Origin of the sequence: Saccharibacillus qingshengii, from assembly GCF_013185195.1 — a bacterium.
In the GTDB taxonomy this organism is placed as follows: Bacteria; Bacillota; Bacilli; order Paenibacillales; family Paenibacillaceae; genus Saccharibacillus; species Saccharibacillus qingshengii.
Genome location: NZ_JAAZWC010000030.1, coordinates 1 through 20,433, shown reverse-complemented (window position 1 = coordinate 20,433; position 20,433 = coordinate 1). Strand labels below are relative to the sequence as shown.

Sequence of the window (20,433 nt, the reverse complement as noted above, 5' to 3'; positions counted from 1 at the left end):
TCACCCCGGTGAAGGAGGGTTCCATAAGCATGAGAGCGACTTCCGCAGCATCCAATCCCAACAGACAACAGCCCGAACGAACGCCCAAAACAACCCGGACCGAGGTCCGACGCACTTCATCGAATCGGCAGCAGAGCGGCAAGAAGCGTCTTCGTTTGTGGGCCGTCTTGATGCTGGTTCTGTTGGGTTGGGCAAGTTATACGCTGATTGACCAGTCTTCCGTCATTGCGGACAAAGCCTCGCAGTTGGAAGAGCGCCAAACGGCCCGGTTGGAAAATGCAACGGCGCTGAATGAAATCAAAACGGAGATTAAGCGGCTGCAGGATCCGGAGTACGTCGCGCAAATCGCCCGCAAAGAATACAATATGTACAAACCGGAAGAGATCCCGATCCGGGTTACCGGAGAAGGCGGAGGAGAGTAGTTTTTCCGCGGTTTTATGCGGTTTTGTTTGTTGACCGCCGATTCCGCTTCCGTTATAATCAAATCACCGCAGCCCGGAATTTGACAGATTCGGCTGTATATTTTTAAGGGAGGATCATTTCATTCTATGGCAATTGAAGTAGGCACCAAATTAGAGGGCAAAGTGACAGGCATCACGCATTTCGGAGCATTCGTGGATTTGTCCGGAGGTGTCACAGGTCTTGTTCATATCTCGGAAATCGCCGATAATTACGTAAAAGATGTGAACGATCACCTGAAGATTGGCGACATGGTGACGGTTAAAGTCATCAACGTCGACAAAGACGGCAAGATCGGCTTGTCCATCAAGCAAACTGTGGACAGACCTGCCGGTTCTGCACCCGCTCCTTCTTCCCGTCCGCCTAGACCCGATCGTGGTCCAAGCAGCGGCGGAAGCGGTGGCGGCGAACGCTTCAGCGGCGGTGGCGGTGGTGGCGGCTTCAACCGTGGTGGCGGAAGCGGCGGCGGCAGACCTTCGAGGCCTCCTGGCGGCGGCGGTAAACCTGCATTCGGCAAGCCCGCATTCGGTAAGCCTTCGTTTGATGATAAATTGACCCGTTTCCTTAAGGACAGCGAAGAAAGAATCTCTTCCATCAAGAAAAGCACGGAATCCAAGCGTGGAGGCCGTGGAGCCAAAAGATCCTAAATTCGAAGCCGAGTTTGCACAACTCGTTCGAGTTAAGCCGGTCTTTTGGAGGGTTATAACAGCGAACACCGCGAATGGCACAGCCGCTCGCGGTTTTTTGCTTTGTTTCTCCCGGCGTTCAACGAACAGGGCGTGCTGTCCGATAATAGTACGGAGAATGTATAGGGGTACAGGCTGTGAATGTCTAGGGTTCGGGTAGAGCCGTAATTTGGCGGGCTCGTACCGGAAAGGATGGGATGCCAAGTGGCTGCACCAGATTTGCCGGGATTTACACCGGGAACGGTCGTGACCGGTGCGTCCTACGGCGGACAATATACGATACAATCGCTGATCGGACGCGGGGCCAACGGTAACGTTTATCTGGTTCGAACGGCCGGCGGGCAGCAGGCTGCATTGAAAGCCGGCCCGGAGAGACCGGCATTGAAGACCGAGGTTGAAGTGCTGGCCGAGTTGAAGAAACGGGAGTTTGAGAATGGCAGCCGCCGCTCTTTTCTGCTTGATGCCGACCGGTTCGAGACCGAAGGACGATTCATTCCTTTTTATGTGATGAAATTCGTCCGGGGAGTTGCGATCGATGCTTATATACGCAAGTACGGATACCGCCAGATTGGTACGGCCGGACTCGGGCTGCTGGATCGGCTGTCGGAACTGCATCAGGCCGGCTTTATTTTCGGAGATCTTAAACCTTGTCATGTGCTGGTCGAAGAAAGCGGGGAGGTTGAACTCGTCGATTACGGCGGAGCCAGTCCGATCGGAGAAAATGTGAAGCAGTACAGCGGCTGGTATGATCGGAAATACTGGAATGCGGGCAGCCACAAAGCCGATCCGGGATACGATCTGTTTGCGTTCGCCGTCCTCTGCATGCATGTATTCGACGAACGCGGACTGCGCCGTCTGGATGCCGCCCTGCTGCCGCAGACCCGCAGCGCGGAAGATCTGATTCAGCTGGCGGGAAGAATCCCGCCCCTGCAGCCGTTCGAGCCCTGGTTTGACCGGGCGCTGCGCGGCGGATTCGGAAGTTCGCGCGAAGCATCGGCCCATTGGAAAGCCCTGTACCGGCTGTATCCCGCCAAAGGCCGCCGAAACTCTTCCAAGCGGCTCACGCTTGCGTTTTGCGGTTCGCTGCTGCTGCTCGGCATTGTAATGTATACGGCGCTGTCGCTGTAACCCGGCTTTTGAAGGCCCGATACGGTGTGCAGCGATATAAATGGAGGTCCGGACGGTGAAAGAGGAGAACGCCTTGAACAGGGGCATCGAGGAAGAAGCCGGCCAATACGGCATGTGGAACAGCGGGGACCGGATCGTGGCAGCCGTTTCGGGAGGGCCCGATTCGCTCGCGCTTCTTCACCTGCTGCACGGCTTATCGGCTGCGCATCGGATTGACCTGGTCTGCGCCCACGTGAATCACGGCCTCCGGCCGGAAGAATCGGCGGCGGAAGCCGACCTGGTGCGGCAGGCAGCCGGGCGGCTCGGGATTCCTTTTGAACTGGGAGAGCTGGATGTTCGCGCGTATAAGAAGGAAACCGGGCTCGGTACCCAGGCCGCTGCGCGCGAACTTCGATATCGCTTTCTGCGGGAAACGGCTGGCCGGTACGGAGCGTCCGCGATTGCGCTTGCCCATCATGCCGGCGACCAGGCGGAGACGGTGATGCTCCATCTGCTGCGCGGCAGCGGAGCCGGAGGCCTGGCCGGGATGCGCCGCGTGCGCGAGTGGGAAGGCGTTCGCCTGATCCGGCCGCTGCTGCGTTTCGACAAGGAAGAGCTGGTCGGTTTTTGCCGGCGAAACGGGATCGAATATGCGACGGACAGCAGTAATGCCCACACGGATTATACGCGCAACCGGCTGCGGCTGGAGACTTTTCCACATCTGGAAAGCTACAATGCACAGCTGTCTTCGGCATTGAACCGGCTGGCCGATACGATGGGCCTCGAGGACGATTATTTGAACGAACAGACCGCTTCCGCGTTCGAACGGGTCTGCCGGAGAGAAAAAGAGCGGACGGAACTGGATACAAAGGCCTTTTCCCTGCTGCCCTTCGCTTTACAACGCAGGCTCGTTAAATTAATATTAAATTACCTGTCGGAACCGGGAATGGAAACCGATTTTGCAAAGGTGGATCTTGTCCGCCGGCGCCTGCTTTCTCCCGACGACTCGACCTGGACACTGGACCTCGGATACGGCCGGACTTGTACGCGCGAATACGATCGTGCGTTTTTCGGTCTCGGCCGACCGGAGCTTGCCGTCCTTGAAACCGAGACTTTCGACAGGGGGCCGGGTATCCGTACCCTGCGGCTGGGCGATCTCGACATGATTTTCAGGGAAGAACGGGAAGTTCCCGCTGCCGGGGTGCTGAAGAACCTGGGCCGGGAAGAAGCCGTTTTTGATGCGGATCGTCTGGAATACCCGTTAACCGTGCGCTCGCGTCTTCCGGGAGACCGGATCGAGCTTCCGGGTGATGCCGGCACGAAAAAAGTCAAAGATCTGCTGATCGACGAAAAGATCGCTCCGTCCGGCCGCAGTTTGATTCCGGTCGTGTGCGACGCGCAGGGCCGCATTGTCTGGCTGGCGGGCTTGCGGCGCTCCAAACATGCCTGGATCGACCAGCGGAGCGAGAAGATTCTATATATTCGGATAGATCGGGCTCTTTGTTGACGGTTTTGGTTTATAAGATAGAAAGAAGATCAAGTTTCAATCAGATCACAATTGTGGGAGGGTCACGCACGTTGCAAAATGACATTCAGGAAGTGCTTATCAGCGAAGAAGAACTTCAGACCAAAATCAAGGAACTGGGCGAGCAGCTCAGCGGCGAGTACGCAGACCGCAATCCGCTCGTCATCTGCGTGCTGAAAGGCGCGTTCATCTTCATGGCGGATCTGGTCAAACGGATCACCGTGCCGATCGAACTGGACTTTATGGCCGTATCGAGCTATGGAGCGGCAACCAAATCGTCCGGCGTCGTCAAAATCATCAAAGATCTGGATACGACGGTCGAAGGACGCGACGTGCTGATCGTGGAAGACATCATCGACAGCGGACTGACACTCAGCCATCTGATTGAACTGTTGAAGAACCGCAATGCCAAAAGCGTCAAAGTCGTTACGCTGTTCGACAAGCCGTCGGGCCGTTCGGTGAATATGGAGGCCGATTACACAGGTTTCGTCCTGCCGGACGCTTTCGTTGTCGGATACGGTCTGGACTACGCGGAACACTACCGCAACCTGCCTTATATCGGTGTTCTCAAACCGGAGGTTTACACGAAATAAGCCGCGGATCGCGTTCAAAGGACAGGCCGGACGACCGGCAGCCCTTTGATCCGATCCATGGACCGGAAGCCGTAGGATTTTTGCTTTGAAGTCCGCTCCGCGTCTGAATTTGTGATGTGTGAACCGACTATGTTAAAATAACTACAGTGTCTTGAGAGGAGGTTGGGGATGAATCGGTTCATCCGGAATTCTGGATTTTATTTAATCCTTTTTCTTGTCGTGGTAGGCATTATTCAATTTTTGAACGGCGGTCGGGATACGGCCCAAGCTCCAAGATACGACGAACTGGTCGAGCAGGTTCAGAAGGACAACGTGGAAAATGCCACGTTCCAATTCGAAAACTACGCTTATTTGGTGACCGGCACGTACAAGGCGCCGTTGAAAGAGGGCGCGCCAAAAACGTTCTCGACGTATATTCCCTCCACCGAAACGGTGGTTAACGATCTTACGGCGGAAATGAAAGCAAATGACGTAGAGGTATCGTGGAAGCCGATGCGGGGTCAAAGCATCTGGGTTACGCTCCTCACCTCGTTCATTCCGCTCATTCTGATGTTCGTACTCTTCTTCTTCCTGTTCAACCAAGCCCAAGGTGGCGGCGGTAAAGTGATGAACTTCGGCAAGAGCAAAGCCAAACTTTACAGCGAAGAGAAGAAAAAAGTAACGTTTAACGATGTTGCGGGTGCGGACGAAGAGAAGCAGGAACTGGTCGAAGTGGTCGAGTTCCTCAAGGATTCGCGTAAATTCGCGGTGCTTGGCGCAAGAATTCCGAAGGGCGTTCTGCTTGTGGGCCCTCCGGGTACCGGTAAAACCCTGCTTGCCCGTGCAGTAGCCGGTGAAGCGGGAGTCGCATTCTTCAGCATTTCCGGTTCCGACTTCGTCGAAATGTTCGTCGGTGTCGGCGCTTCACGGGTTCGTGATTTGTTCGAAAACGCCAAGAAAAGCGCACCTTGTATCATCTTCATCGATGAAATCGACGCAGTCGGACGTCAACGGGGCGCAGGCCTCGGCGGCGGACACGACGAACGCGAGCAGACGCTTAACCAGCTGCTTGTCGAGATGGACGGTTTCGGTGAAAACGAAGGCATCATCATCATCGCGGCTACAAACCGTGCGGATATTCTTGACCCTGCCCTGCTGCGGCCGGGACGTTTCGACCGTCAGATCATGGTTGATCGTCCGGACGTCAAAGGACGCGAAGCGGTACTGCACGTTCATGCACGCAACAAGCCGCTCACCAAAGACGTTCAGCTCGACAAAATCGCGAAGCGCACGACGGGCTTCTCGGGTGCGGATCTCCAGAACCTGCTGAACGAAGCGGCTCTGATCGCGGCTCGCCGCGACCGCAAAGATATCTCGATGAAAGAAATCGACGAAGCGATCGACCGCGTCATCGTAGGTACCGAGAAGAAGAGCCGCGTCATCAGCGATCGCGAGAAACGCATCGTGGCTTACCACGAAGCGGGTCACACCATCGTGGGTTACTTCCTCGAACACGCCGATACGGTGCATAAGGTTACGATCATTCCGCGCGGTCGCGCGGGCGGATATGTAATCATGATGCCGAAGGAAGACCGCATGCTCGTCACCAAGCAGGAACTGCTCGACCGCGTAACCGGCCTTCTGGGCGGACGCGTATCCGAGGAACTGTTTATCGGCGAGATCGGCACGGGCGCATACAGCGACTTCCAGCAGGCGACCGGTATCGTGCGCAGCATGATCATGGAATACGGCATGAGCGAGAAGCTCGGTCCGATGCAGTTCGGTACGGGACAGGGACAAGTCTTCCTGGGCCGCGATCTGGGACACGAGCCGAATTACAGCGACGCCGTAGCGCATGAGATCGATCAGGAAATGCAGCGCTTCATCAACGAGTCGTACGAAAGAGCGCGTCAAGTGCTGACCGATCATGCCAAAGAAGTCCACTTGATCGCAAATACGCTGCTCGAAGTCGAGACACTGGAACTGGATCAGATCCGCAATCTGATCGAGACCGGCACACTCGAAGGAGATGGAGAAACTGCAGTTCTTACGGAAGTCTCTGAACCCAAGGCAGAACCGACGTTTGACAGCATTGGAGATACGAATGTTCGTCTGGACGAGTCCGATCCTGTGGATCTGGGCAAAACCGGCGATATTCCAAATGATCCAATGAACAAACGCGGCGATTCCGGCGGCGGAACAACCGAGTCCTGATCCGGGACCCCCTCTTCTCAAGCTAAGTTCGATACAAGCGAGACCGGAAAACGAATCCTCGTTTTCCGGTCTTTTCGTATGTAGGCAGCCGGATTTATGCGACCCCAAAGGAGGATAAGAACCGCGTGATTCTTGTAGTGGATATCGGCAATACCAATATTGGGCTTGGGATGTATGAAGGCCGGGAACTGCTGCATCATTTCCGGATCAGCACCAGCAGGCAGGCGACAAGCGATGAATACGGGGTCATGATTTATAATCTGTTCCAGCTGTCCGGAGTGGATGCGGACAAGATCGAAGGCGTGATGATTTCCTCCGTCGTTCCGCCTATCGTTGGAGTGATCGAGCAGATGTGCCGGGTCTATCTCAAAAGAACGCCGTTGGTTGTGGGGCCCGGTATCAAAACCGGACTGAATCTGCGCTACGAAAATCCGCGGGAGATCGGGGCGGATCGTATCGTCAATGCCGTGGCCGCTGTCGAACTGTACGGCGGTCCTGTGGTGGTCGTCGATTTCGGTACGGCAACCACATTTGACTGTATCGACGCGCAGGGCAATTATTTGGGCGGCGCGATTGTGCCCGGTATCGGTATCTCGACCGAGGCGCTGTATCAGCAGGCTTCGAAGCTTCCGAGAATCGAGCTGGAAAAACCCAAGAAAGTGATCGGAAGAAATACCGTACATGCGATGCAGTCCGGAATCATTTACGGGTATGCGGGACAGGTCGACGGCATTATCAAACGGATCCGGCAGGAGATGGATGCGGAACCCAAGATTGTGGCAACCGGAGGATTGGCTCCGCTGATCTGCGCCGAGACGGAGGCTGTTCGGGAAGTGAATCCGATGCTGACGCTCGAAGGACTGAGGCTGATCTATGAACGCAATGTTTTGTCCAAGTCTTAACGATTACATCACATACAGGCTGCGTTGGAGCAGCCGAAACGGAGGAGACGACGAATGGAAAATTTGAATCCCATGAACAACGACGGTTCCGAACCTTCGGAGAAACGCGATTATCTGGTTCGGGGAACCGCACTGGGGGGCAAAGTACGGGCTTTTGCGGTACGCAGCACCAACCTGGTGGAGGAGCTGCGTCGGCGCCACGATACGTTCCCTACGGCAACCGCGGCACTGGGACGCACACTGACGACGGCTGCCATGATGGGCGCCATGCTGAAAGGTGAAGAAAAGCTGACGATTCAGGTAAAAGGAAACGGGCCGCTCGGTCAGATCGTGGCCGATGCCAATGCCAGAGGCGAAGTGCGGGGCTATGTCGATCATCCGCACGTCCACCTGCCGAGCAATGCCATGGGCAAACTTGATGTGGCCGGCGCTGTCGGGACCGAAGGCTTCCTCTATGTCATCAAAGATCTCGGACTCAAAGAACCGTACCGGGGCAGCGTACCGATCGTATCGGGCGAGCTGGGCGAAGACTTTACGTATTATTTTGCAGCTTCCGAACAGACGCCTTCCGCGGTCGGAATCGGAGTGTTGGTCGCGCCCGAAGGCCATGTACTCAGTGCGGGCGGTCTGATCGTGCAGCTGCTGCCGGGTCTGTCCGACGAAGAAATCGATGCGATCGAAGGTGCGATCTCGTCGCTTCCGCCGGTATCCGCATTGATCGATCAGGGCCTGTCGCCGGAAGAAGTCATCAAATGGGTACTGCCGGATGTGCAGATCCAGGAGTCGCTGAATATCGATTTCCACTGCGAATGCACGCGGGAGCGCGTTGAACGTACACTGATCAGTCTGGGTTCGGAAGAGATTCAGGCCATTATCGAAGAGCAGGGAGTAGCCGAAGTGGTCTGCCATTTCTGCAACGAGGCTTATCAGTTCGAAAAAGAAGACCTGCAGCAGATCTTGGAACAAACCAAGCGTTAATGCTGGAAAGACAGTCAGATCTTCCCGAAGACGGGGACGATTTCGCTTCGATGCTAGGACACGGATCCAAAAAGCAGCAGGGAGTTTCCCAAAAAAAGCCGCTTCCCCGAGGGAAAGCGGCTTTTTGTTGAGTTTATTTTCGGTCCGGGCCAGATCGCATTCAAGAGGAGAAAAAATTCCCCGTCAGATGACCGTACTGCTGCTGATCTTGTCTTCTTTGCGGCCCATCGATTGGAGCTGGTTCATCAATTTGCTTCTGGAATCTTTATTGCGGAGCAGGTAAGCGGCTCCCAGACCGACAGCGACACCAAGCAGTGTATTTTTCCGTTTCATGTTGTCGTCCTCCTTGTGTACGGATCGTTGATTTGGACTGCACTTATCACAAATTACCCCCTGATCCAAAGGCGAAACGTCAGTCGGATGATTCCGGTTGGCAGCTGTCCCAAGTCTTCAAATCGGTACGCGTAGTGTTCGTTGACAGCTTGTACGGCTATTTGCTAAGATAAAGGAAGTTAAAAGCCTACTTTTTCACTCGGATTAAGCGGGCGACGTCGCAGCTCCGGCATGAGGCGGCGAAGCCTTTTCTGTACAAATCGTTTATCAGTTTACCCACTTCCGAAGGAGGATTTACCATGGCTAAAGTCGTTAACAGTATTACGGATCTGATCGGAGATACGCCGCTTGTCCGTCTGAATCGCATCGTACCGGAAGGCAGCGCGGAAATTTATGTGAAACTGGAATACCAGAACCCGGGGGCAAGCGTCAAGGACCGGATCGCCATCAGTATGGTCGAAGCGGCCGAAGCCGACGGACGTCTGAAACCGGGCGGTACGATCATCGAAGCGACAAGCGGCAATACCGGAATCGGATTGGCCATGGTAGCGGCGGCAAAAGGATACAAGTCCGTTATCGTCATGCCGGAAACGATGAGCTTGGAACGCCGCAACCTGCTGCGCGCTTATGGGGCTGAACTGGTACTGACACCGGGAGCAGAAGGCATGAACGGCGCCGTACGCAAAGCCGAAGAGCTGCTGCAGGCCAATCCGGATTACTTTATGGCCGAGCAGTTCAAGAATGAAGCGAACGTGAAGATTCACCGCGAGACGACAGGACCGGAGATCGTGGAAGCGATTCAGTCGATCGGCGGAACGCTGGATGCCTTTATTGCGGGAATCGGAACAGGCGGTACGATCTCGGGAGCCGGAGAAGTGCTGAAGACGAACTTCCCCGAAGTGAAGATTTATGCGGTCGAGCCTTCGGCTTCTCCGATTCTTGCCGGCGGCAAACCCGGTCCGCACAAGATTCAGGGGATCGGAGCCAACTTCGTGCCGGATATTCTCAACCAGAAGATCTACGACGAGATTCTTCACGTGGAAAATGACGAGGCGTTCGAGACGGCTCGAAAAGTCGCCAAAGAAGAAGGCATTTTGTCCGGTATTTCTTCGGGCGCCGCAATCTTTGCTGCACTCAAAGTGGCCAAAGAACTGGGCGCAGGCAAAAGAGTCGTGGTCATCGTACCGAGCAACGGCGAACGTTACCTCAGCACGCCGCTGTACAATTTCGAAGCGTAAATCCAAACTGCGCATTCTGCTAAAGGTTTGGTTTTTGTAAATGAAAAGTCCCTGTCCGTGCATTCGCACCGGTCGGGGACTTTCTGCGTAGACCCCTTCATTTTGCTGCGATCCGGCTCGACCGGCTGCACGGCGAAGTTCGAATAACGATAAAACAGGGGGTTGTTTGGTTTTGCGGCTATCGGAGCCTTGTGCCTTCGTCGTATAATGGACAAAAATCGAATTCGATCGTGAGAGGCAATTCGGGGGAGGGCAGAGCGTTTGAGAGAGATCATGACAACCCTTGCGCAGTGGGCAGAATGGGCAGAGCAAGGGTATACCCGTTTTCCCTATCTGCTGCGCGCCAAGCTGGAGAAGCGTCCGGAATCGTGGCTGAAGGCCTGGAGCGAAGCTTCGCCGTATGCTTTTGTGTTGGAAAGCGGAAAAGAAGGGCGGTATACGTTTCTTGGACTCGAAGCGGAATCGGTTCTTCGGGGACGGGGAGCGGAAGCTTCCGTAACCGAGTATCATCCGGGGGAAAAGTCCGGGGGAAAACCGCGAGGGGAGTCCGGCAGCGCAGCACGAAGCGTCGGGGGCGATCCGCTTGAAGTCATCCGGGACTGGATGACGCCGCATCGTGCTCCGCAGGTGCCCCGGGCACCGAAGTTCTGCGGAGGCGCGGTCGGGTTTCTGGCTTACGACGTAGCGCGTTCTCTGGAACGTCTGCCGGTGTTGGCGGACGATGACCTGGCGCGGGAAGGACTGCCGGATTACGCATTTATGAGGCTGCGGCAGCTGTGGATCGTGGATCACGAAGAGCAGACGGTCTGCGTCTCGGTATCCGTTCCGGCCGAAGAGGCGGCGCATCATCTTGAAACTGCCTATGGACAGGCTGCCCGGGAAGCGGAGCACATGCTGGCACGCTGGCGGATCTTCGAAAACGACCGGCTTCCTTGGAGTCTCGAGCAGCGAAGCACGATTGCTGCGGAAGCGGAGCGGCATATGGATGGGCGGAGCGACGTGGACGGATTCGATACGGGGTTTGGCCAGGAGGCTTTCCAGGACGCGGTACTGCGTATTCAGGAATATATTCGCAGCGGAGATGTGTTCCAGGTCAATCTTTCGCTGCGCAAACAGCGAAAGATTGAGGCTTCTCCCGAACAGGTTTATGAATGGATGCGGCTTGTGAATCCTTCCCCGTATATGGGCTTGCTGCGCTTCCCGGATTTCCAGCTGGTATCGGGCTCGCCCGAGCTTCTGGTTCGGCTGGAAAACGGCCGGCTTGCGGCAAGGCCGATCGCCGGAACGCGCCGGCGCGGCGCTACCGAAGAAGAAGATCGGCGTATGGCCGAGGAACTGACCGGAAGCGACAAAGAGCGGGCCGAGCATATCATGCTCGTCGATCTGCAGCGCAACGATCTGGGCCGGGTCGCCGCTTACGGGTCCGTACATGTGCCGGAACTGATGACCATCGAGCGGTATGCGCATGTCATGCATCTGGTCTCGCAGGTCGAAGCGGATTTGGCCCCGGGCAGAACGCCTTACGACGTAATTGCCGGCGTTTTTCCCGGCGGTACGATTACCGGCGCACCCAAAGTGCGCACCATGCAGATTGTCGAAGAACTCGAACCGGTCCGCCGCGGACCGTATACCGGCTCTATGGGCTGGATTGACTATGGCGGGAATATGGAATTAAATATCATTATTCGGACTCTCGTCGTTCAAGGCGGGACAGGCCATATGCAGGCAGGAGCGGGAATCGTGATCGATTCCGACCCGTACCGGGAATATCGGGAATGTCATAACAAAGCTAGATCCGTAGGCCGCGCCGTATGGTGTGCCGAACGTGCGGCCGCCGAAGCGGGGAGAGGGGAATCCCATTGATCCTGGTCATCGACAACTATGATTCGTTCACCTATAACCTGGTACAATATCTGGGAGAACTCGGCGAGAAGGTTGTAGTTCGCCGCAATGACGAGATTGATCCCGCAGGCATCCGGGCACTGGCACCCGATCATATTCTGCTGTCTCCGGGACCGTGTACGCCGGATGAAGCGGGCATCACGCTTGAGGTCATTCGACAATTCAAGCGGGAGATTCCGATACTGGGAGTCTGTCTGGGCCATCAGGCGATCGGCCAGGCTTTCGGCGGCCGGGTTGTCCGGGCGGAATGTTTAATGCATGGCAAGACTTCGCCGGTGCTGCATCACGGAACCTCCGTGTTCAAAGGGCTGTCTTCCCCGCTGACGGCAGCGCGCTATCATTCGCTTATCGTCGAGCGAAGCAGTCTGCCCGACTGTCTGGAAGTCACCGCATGGACAGCCGAAGGAGAGATCATGGGACTGCGGCACCGGGAGTATCCGGTTGAAGGCGTACAGTTTCACCCGGAGTCTATTGTGACCGAGCATGGTCATCGGATGCTGGCCCGTTTTCTCGGCCGGACCCCTCAAGTCGGAGTGAATCCGTGAGCGGCTACGTGGGCTTGAATGGCGCTGTGGTCGAAGCGGCAAACGCTTCGGTATCCGTGTTGGATCACGGTTTGATGTACGGGATGGGAGTGTTCGAGACTTTCCGTACCTACGGCGGCGAACCGTTTCTGCTTGAACGCCATCTGGAGAGAATGCGCCGCGGCTGCACGGAACTGGGCATACGATGGGAAATTGAGCCGTTGAGGCTGCGGGAAGAGATCGCTTCCTTGTTGGCGGCGAATTGTCTTGCGGACGCTTATGTTCGCTTAACGCTGATTGCCGGCGAAGACGGAATCGGACTGCCGACGTCGCGGTTCTATGAACGGCCGAACCGGATCATTTACGTCAAAGCGCTGCCGGAACCGCCGGCCGAATGGTATACGGAGGGACGGGTACTGCAGGTGCTGCATACCCGCCGCAACACGCCCGAAGGGACGGAACGGTTGAAATCGCTCCATTATATGAATAGTCTGCTCGGCCGCCGCGAACTGGCAGAGATTCCCGGCGCCCAGGGGGCCGAAGGGTTGATGCTCACCCGGGAAGGTCACGCCGCGGAAGGCATTGTTTCCAATCTGTTTTTTGCCGCGCAAGGAAAGCTCTACACGCCGTCTATCGATACCGGGATTCTGCCCGGTATCACGCGTGCCTTCGTACTGGAATTGGCAGAGAAGCTTGGCATGTGCGCAGAAGAAGGCTTTTACGGAATCGACTCGTTGGAACGGGCCGAAGAAATCTTTTTGACGGGATCCGTGCAGGGCATCGTTCCGGTGCGGAGTCTTAGGCTGCCGGATGGGACAGAGAAGAGGGTGGGCCGCGGACTTCCAGGCCCGCTGACGGAACGGCTTATGAAGGCTTATCGCCATTACACGAAAGAAACGGAGAACTGAACATGAAGCCTATCCTTCATATCCGGCACTATGCCTGGAACGACGCCCGTCTGGACCTGGGCCGCGCTACCCGAATTATGGGAATTTTGAATACGACGCCCGATTCCTTCTCCGACGGGGGAAGTTATGTCGATGTGCAGGCCGCTGTGCGCCATGCCCGCGAGATGGTGCTGGCCGGAGCGGATCTGATCGATATCGGAGGAGAATCGACCCGCCCCGGAGCCGACCCGGTTTCGCTGGATGAAGAGCTTTCGCGTATTCTTCCCGTGATCGAAGCGCTGCGCCGGGAGCTGCCCCGTGTCCCGCTCTCGGTGGATACCTACAAAGCCGAAGTTGCCCGGCAGTCGCTGGCAGCCGGCGTACATATCATCAACGACGTATGGGGAGCCAAAGCCGATACGCGCATGGCCCAGGTCGCCGCGGAATCGGGCTGTCCGATCATCCTGACGCATAATCGTCCCGAGCCCAACTACACGGATCTGTTTGCCGATGTAGCCGCGGATTTGATGGAGAGTGTCCAGATCGCTCGCGCAGCGGGTGTGCTGGATCAGAATATCATTCTTGACCCCGGCATCGGCTTCGCCAAGAACGGCGAAGAAAATCTGCGCATGATGACCCAGCTCGGACGATTGGTTGAACTCGGTTTTCCGGTTCTTCTGGGCACTTCCCGAAAAAGGTTCATCCGCGAAGTGCTCGACCTTCCGGTGGCCGATGTCGTGGAAGGGACGGCGGCCACCGTTGCGTTCGGTATTGCGGAAGGCTGTCAGATTGTTCGCGTGCACGATGTGGCTTCGATCAAACGGACGGTCGCCATGTGCGATGCCATGCTGTATGCGGAGTCGGGACGCTCTTACGAAGCCAGAACTTAATAACGCTGAACACGCTGCGGAACCGGAAGCGCGCATTCTCGAACCTTCCGGCGGACTTCGCAGCGTGTATCTTTTTTACGGAAGGCGGAACTTCTCATGGACAAAATGATTATCTCCCGCATGGAATATTACGGACGCCACGGCGTGTTCGAGGAAGAACGCCGGCTCGGGCAGCGCTTTTATGTCGGACTGGAGCTGGAAATGGACTTGTCCGCCGCCGGATTGACCGACGATCTGGAACAAGCCGTCAATTATGCCGAAGTACACGAGACGGTCAAAGGCGTGGTTGAAGGAGAGTCCGTCAACTTGATCGAAGCGCTCGCGGAACGTATTGCATCCGAGGTGCTTCGTACGTATACTAGGGTGGAAGCGGCGACCGTAAAGGTAACCAAACCGCATCCTCCGTTCGATATTCACTTTGAAGGCGTAACCGTGGAGATTCGCCGGAGCCGAAAGAGAGACACGCGATGAAGAATGATCCTATCCAAAATCCTACCTCTGAGCAATCAGAGGCTTATATTGCTTTGGGGGCCAATCTTGGCCGCCGCGAAGAAACGCTGAGCGAAGCGCTTCGGATGTTGAGCGAACACCCGGAGATCGATGTGCTGCGCGTCTCCGAGGTCTACGAGACCGACCCGGTCGGTTATGCCGATCAGCCGGCTTTTCTGAATATGGCCGCCGCTCTGGGGACTTCGATGTCGCCCCACCGACTGCTCGAAGTCATGCAGACCGTTGAAGACCGGTTGGGCCGCGTACGCGATATCCGCTTTGGACCGCGTACCGCTGATCTGGATCTGCTCTGGATGAATGGCCTGGCTGTCGAAAGTACCGACCTTACGCTGCCGCATCCGCGGATGCATGAGCGCTTCTTCGTATTGGTTCCGCTGGACGATATCGTGCCGGAGGACGAACCTTCGGGTCTGCGCACATTGATCGACCGTTCGCTGATCGAACTTGGTGCAGCCACGGGTATCGTTCATTTCGGCGGACCGCTGTTTCCCTGACCGTTTTCTATTTTTGTTATCCATGAGGTGATTCGCAATGCTGAAGATAGGCGATATTGAACTAAAAAACCGTGTCGTGCTGGCCCCGATGGCCGGCGTTTGCAATCCTGCTTTCCGTCTGATCGCCAAAGAATTCGGCACGGGACTCGTCTGCGCGGAGATGGTCAGCGACAAAGCGATTCTCAACGGCAACAAACGTACCCGCGAGATGCTGTTCGTCGACGAACGAGAAAAACCGCTCAGCCTGCAAATTTTCGGCGGCGATCGCGCGTCGCTCGTCGAAGCGGCCAAGGTTGTCGACCAGGAGACGAATGCCGATATCATCGATATCAATATGGGCTGCCCGGTTCCCAAAGTGACCAAATGCGATGCCGGCGCCCGCTGGCTGCTCAATCCCGAGAAAATTTACGAGATGGTCTCCGCCGTCACCGCCGCCGTGCAGAAGCCGGTCACGGTCAAGATGCGTATCGGCTGGGACAGCGAGCATATTTTTATCGAGCAGAATGCCAAAGCAGCCGAAGCGGCCGGTGCCAGCGCCATCAGCGTTCACGGCCGCACGCGCGAGCAGCTCTATACCGGCAGTGCGGACTGGAGCTGGATCAAGCTGGCCAAAGAGTCGGTGGGCATACCGGTGATCGGCAACGGGGACGTTCTGACGCCGGAAGACGCCAAACGGATGCTGGATACGACGGGCTGCGACGGGGTCATGATCGGCCGGGGCGCGCTGGGCAATCCGTGGATGCTGTACAGCACCATTCACTATCTGGAGACGGGGGAGCTGCTGACCGACCCGCCGCCGGAAGACAAAGTGCGTATCGCCGTCCTTCATATGGACCGCCTGATCGCACTCAAGGGCGAGAGCGTCGCCGTACGGGAAATGCGCAAGCATCTGTCGTGGTACCTCAAAGGATTGAAAGGTTCGGCGAGTATCAAGGACACGATTATGGAAGGCACGACCCGTAATCAGATGGTAGGAATCCTTGAAGGGTATCTGGCCAATCTGCCGCAGTTTGCCGCCGCCCAAGCCTGATTGATCCCCGTGGAACATTTTCAGTCAAAATACGTGCGGATTCGATGAAAAGGGACAGAATTCATGCTCCTTTTCCGCCGAAATAAAACGTTTACAATTGGGCAAGGAAGCGCATTGACTTTTCGTAGTCGTTCCCATATAATTTGTCAGTATAAAATTCGCCTCAGCAACATAAATTCCAAAATGCGGAATATGCACGCTTTGCCTGGATACGGCACTTGATAGACGCGAACGGTATTCCGTACGTTGACCGACCGGGTTCGATTGTGCGGTCGACGTAGCAGGCACCGACGTTCCTGGAGATATAACGGCTTTGGCCCTGGCTGCCCGTCACTATATTTCTTAAGCGAGAAGCGGAACACGTCTATTGCTTTACGGGCGTGATCGTTTCTATTTTGCCGTCGCCGTCTTTACAGGGATTTCGTAATTAACCGGATGTGAGAGTGCGAAAATCTACTATTCACATGACAGGAGAATCGGTACAGATGAGCGATAAAGAGGTCATTCTCACCCAGGACGGGCTGAAGAAGCTGGAAGAAGAGTTGGAAACCCTGAAATCCGTAAAGCGCCGCGAGGTTGCGGAACGGATCAAAGTGGCAATCGGTTACGGGGATATTAGTGAGAACTCCGAGTATGAAGATGCCAAGAACGAACAGGCTTTCATCGAAGGACGCGTAATCACACTGGAAAAAATGCTGCGCAACGCCCGAATCATCAACAGCGACGATATCGGAACGGATGTCGTAACGGTAGGATCGACCGTACTGGTCAAAGATCTGGAATTCGGAGACGAGATGGAATATACGATTGTCGGTTCCGCGGAATCCAATCCGCTTGAGAACCGCATTTCCAATGAAAGTCCGGTGGGTATGGCTCTTCTTGGCAACAGCAAAGGAGCGACCGTCGACGTTAGCGTTCCTGCGGGCGTATTTCAATACGAGATTCTCGACATCAAAAAATAATCCGATTCCGGAGAAGCCTTTGCGCGGCTTCGGCATCCGAGGCTCCCTGCGACCGTTTTGGCATTTGTCCAAGCGTACGCGGGAGCCTTTTTTGTACCCTTTTGCGCCGGGCCTGGGTTTGACTGTCTGCCGTACGGCTTTCGCGGTTGACGAACGAGACGATTTGGAACGATAATATAGGTTGACGATAAGCGAGGTCGGCAGAGTATTCTCAATGCGGGCCGCCGCTAAGGACAGGAGCTGAAACACAAGTGTCTGAAGAAAACACAAACCAGGAAAACCAGGAAGTCGAATTGAGCGAACTGCTTAAGGTACGCCGCGAGAAACTGGGTGAACTGAAAGAGCTCGGCATCGATCCGTTCGGCGCCAAGTTCGAACGCGACGAGACGGCGGCTGGCATCATAGCCAAATACGATACTCTGGACAAAGACGAGCTGGAAGAAAAAGCGATCGAAGTGCGTCTGGCAGGCCGTATCATGGCCAAGCGTGCAATGGGCAAAGCCAGCTTCGCCCATATCCAGGACCTGACCGGCCGTATTCAATTATATGTACGTAAAGACAGCGTGCCCGAAGAGCAGTACGGCGCGTTCTCGATCCTCGATCTCGGCGATATCGTCGGCATCCGCGGAACGGTATTCAAGACGAAGACGGGCGAGACGACGGTCAAAGTATCGGAACTGACCGTTCTGACCAAGTCGCTGCAGCCGCTGCCGGACAAATACCACGGACTCAAAGACGTGGAACTGCGCTACCGTCAGCGTTACGTCGATATGATCGTCAACCCGGAAGTGCAGCAGACGTTTATCCTCCGTTCGCGGATTATCCAGTCGATGCGCCGTTATCTGGATTCGCTCGGCTATCTCGAAGTGGAGACGCCAACCCTGCATTCCATCGCAGGCGGCGCTGCCGCACGTCCGTTTATTACGCACCATAATGCACTTGATATGGAGCTGTACATGCGGATCGCGATCGAACTGCACCTGAAGCGTCTGATCGTAGGCGGGCTGGAAAAAGTGTACGAAATCGGACGCGTCTACCGCAACGAAGGCACATCGACCCGCCACAACCCGGAATTCACGATGATCGAGCTGTACGAAGCTTATGCCGACTACAAAGACATCATGAGCCTGGTGGAAAATATGATCGCGCATATCGCCCAGGAAGTGCTCGGTACGACAACGATCCAGTACCAGGGTCAGGAGATCGATCTCAAGCCGCAGTGGCGCCGGGTATCGATGGTCGATGCGGTCAAGGAAGTAACGGGCGTGGACTTCGGCGTGCATATGACCGACGAAGAAGCGCACGCGCTGGCCAAAGAACACAAGGTACCGGTTGAAAAGCATATGAAGTTCGGCCATATCCTCAATGCGTTCTTCGAGCAGTTCGTCGAAGAAACGCTGATTCAGCCGACTTTCGTTACGGGACATCCGCTCGAAATTTCGCCGCTGGCGAAAAAGAACGACGAAGATCCGCGCTTTACCGACCGGTTCGAGTTGTTTGTCGTGGCGCGCGAGCATGCCAACGCGTTTAGCGAACTGAACGATCCGATCGATCAGCGTCAGCGTTTCGAAGCGCAGCTGGTCGAGAAGGAACACGGGAACGACGAAGCGCATGAGATGGATGAAGATTTCATCCGCGCGCTGGAGTACGGCATGCCGCCTACCGGCGGCCTCGGAATCGGCATCGATCGTCTGATCATGCTGCTGACCGATGCCCCATCGATTCGCGACGTCCTTCTGTTTCCGCACATGCGGAACCTGTAGTCGAAAGATTCGGCATCAAGGTGTATACCAAAAAGGAGAAAGCGCCCAGGCGCTTTCTCCTTTTTTTTGCCTCCTTTACGGATTTAATCGCTTTTTTTGCATACAGAATCGAGGTACTGATTCAACATCTTCTCCATTAAAGGAGGAGGCATCCGCTCGGGGTACAATAATCCGTGCAGCGCAACCCCGTCGACGAAGGTCAGCATTTTCAGGGCTTCTTCTTCGACGTTGAGGTGCCTCGGGGCGAATTCGTAATCGACGAGCGCCTGCATGATCACCGTCATGGTACGCCGCATCTCTTCATAGACCCGATCCGCATGCTCCCGAAGCAAAGGCTCGGACATTGTCTTCGATACAAAAGCAAGCCAGACTTCCATTTCCGAACGGCTCTCTTCATGAAAAGGCACCAGCTCGCGCAGGACGTCCCGGGCTACTTCCGGCACGGGCCGATCGAAAGAGTACGCCGAGATCCTTTTGGCTACCCGTTCGGACACCAGATTCATGGAAAAGGAAAAGAGTTCGGCCTGCGTAGAGAAGTAATGGCGCATCGAGCCCGGCGACACGCCCGCTTCCTGGGCAATGTTTCGCACCGAAGCGTTTTCGATACCCGATCGGCGAATGACTCTCCATACCGCTTCCGCGACTTTAATTTTTTGTTGTTCATGATCGACGATTTTTGGCATGTTCCAATTATAACACAAGCAAGCGTTAAGGATTCACTTTTTAACACACTTGTGTTATAATGAATTCGAAAGAATTTACATGCCGAAAAAGGAGGGAAAACAATGATTGGATGGTTGATTATCGGCTGCGAGATCGGCTTCTGGGTGTTTGTTCTGGGCGGATTGATTACCCGTTACCTATTGAAGCAAAAGAAAGCGGGCGCTCTGCTGCTGCTTCTGGCCCCCGTTGTAGACCTCATTCTGCTTGCTGCAACGATTATCGATATTCGGCAGGGAGCGGAAGCGGGTTTCGTGCATGGATTGGCAGCTGTTTACCTCGGGGGAACCGTGGCTTTCGGACACCGGATGATCCAATGGGCGGATGAACGGTTTGCTTATCGCTTTGCGAACGGACCCAAGCCGGAAGCCAAACCCAAAAGAGGTCCTGCCCATGCCGCGAGGGAGAGGCAAGGCTGGTATCGGCATCTTCTTGCCTGGGGAGTAGGATGCACCTTGTTGGCGGGAATGATCCTGCTGATCGGCGATGCGGAAAAATCCGAAGCGCTGCAGCAGTGGATCATACGTTGGGCCCTCATATTGGGTATCGATTTTCTTATCAGTTTCAGCTATACGGCTTGGCCGAGACCCGAGAGCAAGAAGGCCTGATTTCTTATCGGACAGAAGGCAGGCACAGCAGGTCTTTTCTTTTTGAAAAAAAGCTTGCCTTCTTAAACTCAGCATGATATATTCTAGGAACGGCCTTGAGAGAGTGACCGTGCGGTTCGAACAAGTGAG

Annotated in this window: 21 protein-coding genes; 19 read left to right on the top strand and 2 right to left on the bottom strand. The window is 55.5% G+C overall.

The annotated features are described in order from the left end of the window. Positions 1–29: 29 nt before the first annotated feature. The 8 genes from HRQ60_RS19855 to hslO all read left to right on the top strand — a co-directional run bounded on the left by HRQ60_RS19855 (position 30) and on the right by hslO (position 8,443). Complete coding sequence (locus tag HRQ60_RS19855; protein ID WP_172199236.1) at positions 30–422, top strand: FtsB family cell division protein; 393 nt, start codon at positions 30–32, stop codon at positions 420–422. Positions 423–548: 126 nt separating this feature from the next. Next, on the top strand, positions 549–1,106 hold the full coding sequence (locus HRQ60_RS19850) for a S1 domain-containing RNA-binding protein (RefSeq protein ID WP_172199233.1): 558 nt from the start codon (positions 549–551) through the stop codon (positions 1,104–1,106). A 243-nt stretch (positions 1,107–1,349) separates the two neighbouring features. Then, positions 1,350–2,273, top strand: a complete 924-nt coding sequence (locus tag HRQ60_RS19845) for a protein kinase domain-containing protein (protein WP_172199230.1) — start codon at positions 1,350–1,352, stop codon at positions 2,271–2,273. 73 nt (positions 2,274–2,346) lie between these two features. After that, positions 2,347–3,759, top strand: a complete 1,413-nt coding sequence (tilS, locus tag HRQ60_RS19840; RefSeq protein WP_246281409.1) for a tRNA lysidine(34) synthetase TilS — start codon at positions 2,347–2,349, stop codon at positions 3,757–3,759. Positions 3,760–3,830: 71 nt separating this feature from the next. Continuing rightward, positions 3,831–4,370 (top strand): hypoxanthine phosphoribosyltransferase, encoded by a 540-nt coding sequence (gene hpt, locus HRQ60_RS19835; protein WP_172199224.1) that lies wholly within the window; start codon positions 3,831–3,833, stop codon positions 4,368–4,370. Between the two features lie 168 nt (positions 4,371–4,538). Continuing rightward, positions 4,539–6,563 (top strand): ATP-dependent zinc metalloprotease FtsH, encoded by a 2,025-nt coding sequence (gene ftsH, locus HRQ60_RS19830; protein ID WP_172199221.1) that lies wholly within the window; start codon positions 4,539–4,541, stop codon positions 6,561–6,563. Between the two features lie 125 nt (positions 6,564–6,688). Beyond that, positions 6,689–7,465, top strand: a complete 777-nt coding sequence (locus tag HRQ60_RS19825) for a type III pantothenate kinase (RefSeq protein ID WP_172199218.1) — start codon at positions 6,689–6,691, stop codon at positions 7,463–7,465. Between the two features lie 54 nt (positions 7,466–7,519). Beyond that, positions 7,520–8,443: an Hsp33 family molecular chaperone HslO gene (gene hslO, locus HRQ60_RS19820; protein WP_172199215.1), complete on the top strand. Its 924-nt coding sequence runs from the start codon at positions 7,520–7,522 to the stop codon at positions 8,441–8,443. A gap of 183 nt (positions 8,444–8,626) precedes the next feature. Here hslO and HRQ60_RS19815 read toward each other — a convergent pair whose 3' ends face one another. After that, a complete protein-coding gene (locus HRQ60_RS19815; protein ID WP_172199212.1) occupies positions 8,627–8,776 on the bottom strand; it encodes a hypothetical protein in 150 nt (49 codons plus the stop codon). 299 nt (positions 8,777–9,075) lie between these two features. Here HRQ60_RS19815 and cysK point away from each other — a divergent pair, with 299 nt between their 5' ends. From cysK to lysS, 10 genes are all read left to right on the top strand, one after another. Further along, a complete protein-coding gene (cysK, locus tag HRQ60_RS19810; RefSeq protein ID WP_172199209.1) occupies positions 9,076–10,014 on the top strand; it encodes a cysteine synthase A in 939 nt (312 codons plus the stop codon). Positions 10,015–10,287: 273 nt separating this feature from the next. Further along, positions 10,288–11,877, top strand: coding sequence for an anthranilate synthase component I family protein (locus HRQ60_RS19805; protein WP_172199327.1), 1,590 nt, complete (start codon positions 10,288–10,290; stop codon positions 11,875–11,877). After that, positions 11,874–12,461, top strand: coding sequence for an anthranilate synthase component II (locus HRQ60_RS19800; protein WP_172199206.1), 588 nt, complete (start codon positions 11,874–11,876; stop codon positions 12,459–12,461). Before HRQ60_RS19805 ends, HRQ60_RS19800 begins: the two co-directional genes overlap by 4 nt. After that, positions 12,458–13,348, top strand: coding sequence for an aminotransferase class IV (locus tag HRQ60_RS19795; RefSeq protein WP_343044752.1), 891 nt, complete (start codon positions 12,458–12,460; stop codon positions 13,346–13,348). The genes HRQ60_RS19800 and HRQ60_RS19795 overlap by 4 nt, the downstream gene beginning before the upstream one ends. Positions 13,349–13,350: 2 nt before the next feature. Beyond that, complete coding sequence (gene folP, locus HRQ60_RS19790; RefSeq protein ID WP_425501722.1) at positions 13,351–14,217, top strand: dihydropteroate synthase; 867 nt, start codon at positions 13,351–13,353, stop codon at positions 14,215–14,217. Positions 14,218–14,313: 96 nt separating this feature from the next. Further along, positions 14,314–14,688 (top strand): dihydroneopterin aldolase, encoded by a 375-nt coding sequence (gene folB / locus HRQ60_RS19785; RefSeq protein WP_172199203.1) that lies wholly within the window; start codon positions 14,314–14,316, stop codon positions 14,686–14,688. Beyond that, complete coding sequence (gene folK, locus HRQ60_RS19780) at positions 14,685–15,221, top strand: 2-amino-4-hydroxy-6-hydroxymethyldihydropteridine diphosphokinase (protein WP_172199200.1); 537 nt, start codon at positions 14,685–14,687, stop codon at positions 15,219–15,221. The genes folB and folK overlap by 4 nt, the downstream gene beginning before the upstream one ends. Before the next feature lie 37 nt (positions 15,222–15,258). Further along, the gene (dusB, locus tag HRQ60_RS19775) at positions 15,259–16,251 is read left to right on the top strand and encodes a tRNA dihydrouridine synthase DusB (RefSeq protein WP_172199197.1); all 993 of its coding nucleotides are present in this window, start codon (positions 15,259–15,261) and stop codon (positions 16,249–16,251) included. A gap of 485 nt (positions 16,252–16,736) precedes the next feature. Then, positions 16,737–17,213 carry a transcription elongation factor GreA gene (gene greA, locus HRQ60_RS19770; RefSeq protein WP_172199194.1) on the top strand — a complete coding sequence of 159 codons (477 nt, stop codon included), beginning with the start codon at positions 16,737–16,739 and terminating at the stop codon, positions 17,211–17,213. Between the two features lie 251 nt (positions 17,214–17,464). Beyond that, entirely contained in the window at positions 17,465–18,976 is a 1,512-nt protein-coding gene (gene lysS, locus HRQ60_RS19765) for a lysine--tRNA ligase (protein WP_172199191.1), read from the top strand. A gap of 83 nt (positions 18,977–19,059) precedes the next feature. Here the strand turns inward: lysS and HRQ60_RS19760 are convergent, their stop codons facing one another. Then, complete coding sequence (locus tag HRQ60_RS19760; RefSeq protein WP_246281408.1) at positions 19,060–19,659, bottom strand: TetR/AcrR family transcriptional regulator; 600 nt, start codon at positions 19,657–19,659, stop codon at positions 19,060–19,062. Positions 19,660–19,761: 102 nt separating this feature from the next. On the opposite strand from HRQ60_RS19760, the gene HRQ60_RS19755 reads away from it, so the two are divergent. Then, on the top strand, positions 19,762–20,304 hold the full coding sequence (locus tag HRQ60_RS19755; RefSeq protein WP_172199186.1) for a hypothetical protein: 543 nt from the start codon (positions 19,762–19,764) through the stop codon (positions 20,302–20,304). Positions 20,305–20,433 lie beyond the last annotated feature (129 nt).

Bases quoted from the DNA above. Each gene is read 5' to 3' on its own strand.
- HRQ60_RS19855 (WP_172199236.1), top strand. From the start codon at position 30: ATGAGAGCGACTTCCGCAGCATCCAATCCCAACAGACAACAGCCCGAA.
- HRQ60_RS19850 (WP_172199233.1), top strand. From the start codon at position 549: ATGGCAATTGAAGTAGGCACCAAATTAGAGGGCAAAGTGACAGGCATC.
- ftsH (WP_172199221.1), top strand. From the start codon at position 4,539: ATGAATCGGTTCATCCGGAATTCTGGATTTTATTTAATCCTTTTTCTT.
- hslO (WP_172199215.1), top strand. From the start codon at position 7,520: ATGGAAAATTTGAATCCCATGAACAACGACGGTTCCGAACCTTCGGAG.
- HRQ60_RS19815 (WP_172199212.1), bottom strand. From the start codon at position 8,776: ATGAAACGGAAAAATACACTGCTTGGTGTCGCTGTCGGTCTGGGAGCC.
- cysK (WP_172199209.1), top strand. From the start codon at position 9,076: ATGGCTAAAGTCGTTAACAGTATTACGGATCTGATCGGAGATACGCCG.
- HRQ60_RS19805 (WP_172199327.1), top strand. From the start codon at position 10,288: ATGACAACCCTTGCGCAGTGGGCAGAATGGGCAGAGCAAGGGTATACC.
- folP (WP_425501722.1), top strand. From the start codon at position 13,351: ATGAAGCCTATCCTTCATATCCGGCACTATGCCTGGAACGACGCCCGT.
- folB (WP_172199203.1), top strand. From the start codon at position 14,314: ATGGACAAAATGATTATCTCCCGCATGGAATATTACGGACGCCACGGC.
- folK (WP_172199200.1), top strand. From the start codon at position 14,685: ATGAAGAATGATCCTATCCAAAATCCTACCTCTGAGCAATCAGAGGCT.
- dusB (WP_172199197.1), top strand. From the start codon at position 15,259: ATGCTGAAGATAGGCGATATTGAACTAAAAAACCGTGTCGTGCTGGCC.
- greA (WP_172199194.1), top strand. From the start codon at position 16,737: ATGAGCGATAAAGAGGTCATTCTCACCCAGGACGGGCTGAAGAAGCTG.
- HRQ60_RS19760 (WP_246281408.1), bottom strand. From the start codon at position 19,659: ATGCCAAAAATCGTCGATCATGAACAACAAAAAATTAAAGTCGCGGAA.
- HRQ60_RS19755 (WP_172199186.1), top strand. From the start codon at position 19,762: ATGATTGGATGGTTGATTATCGGCTGCGAGATCGGCTTCTGGGTGTTT.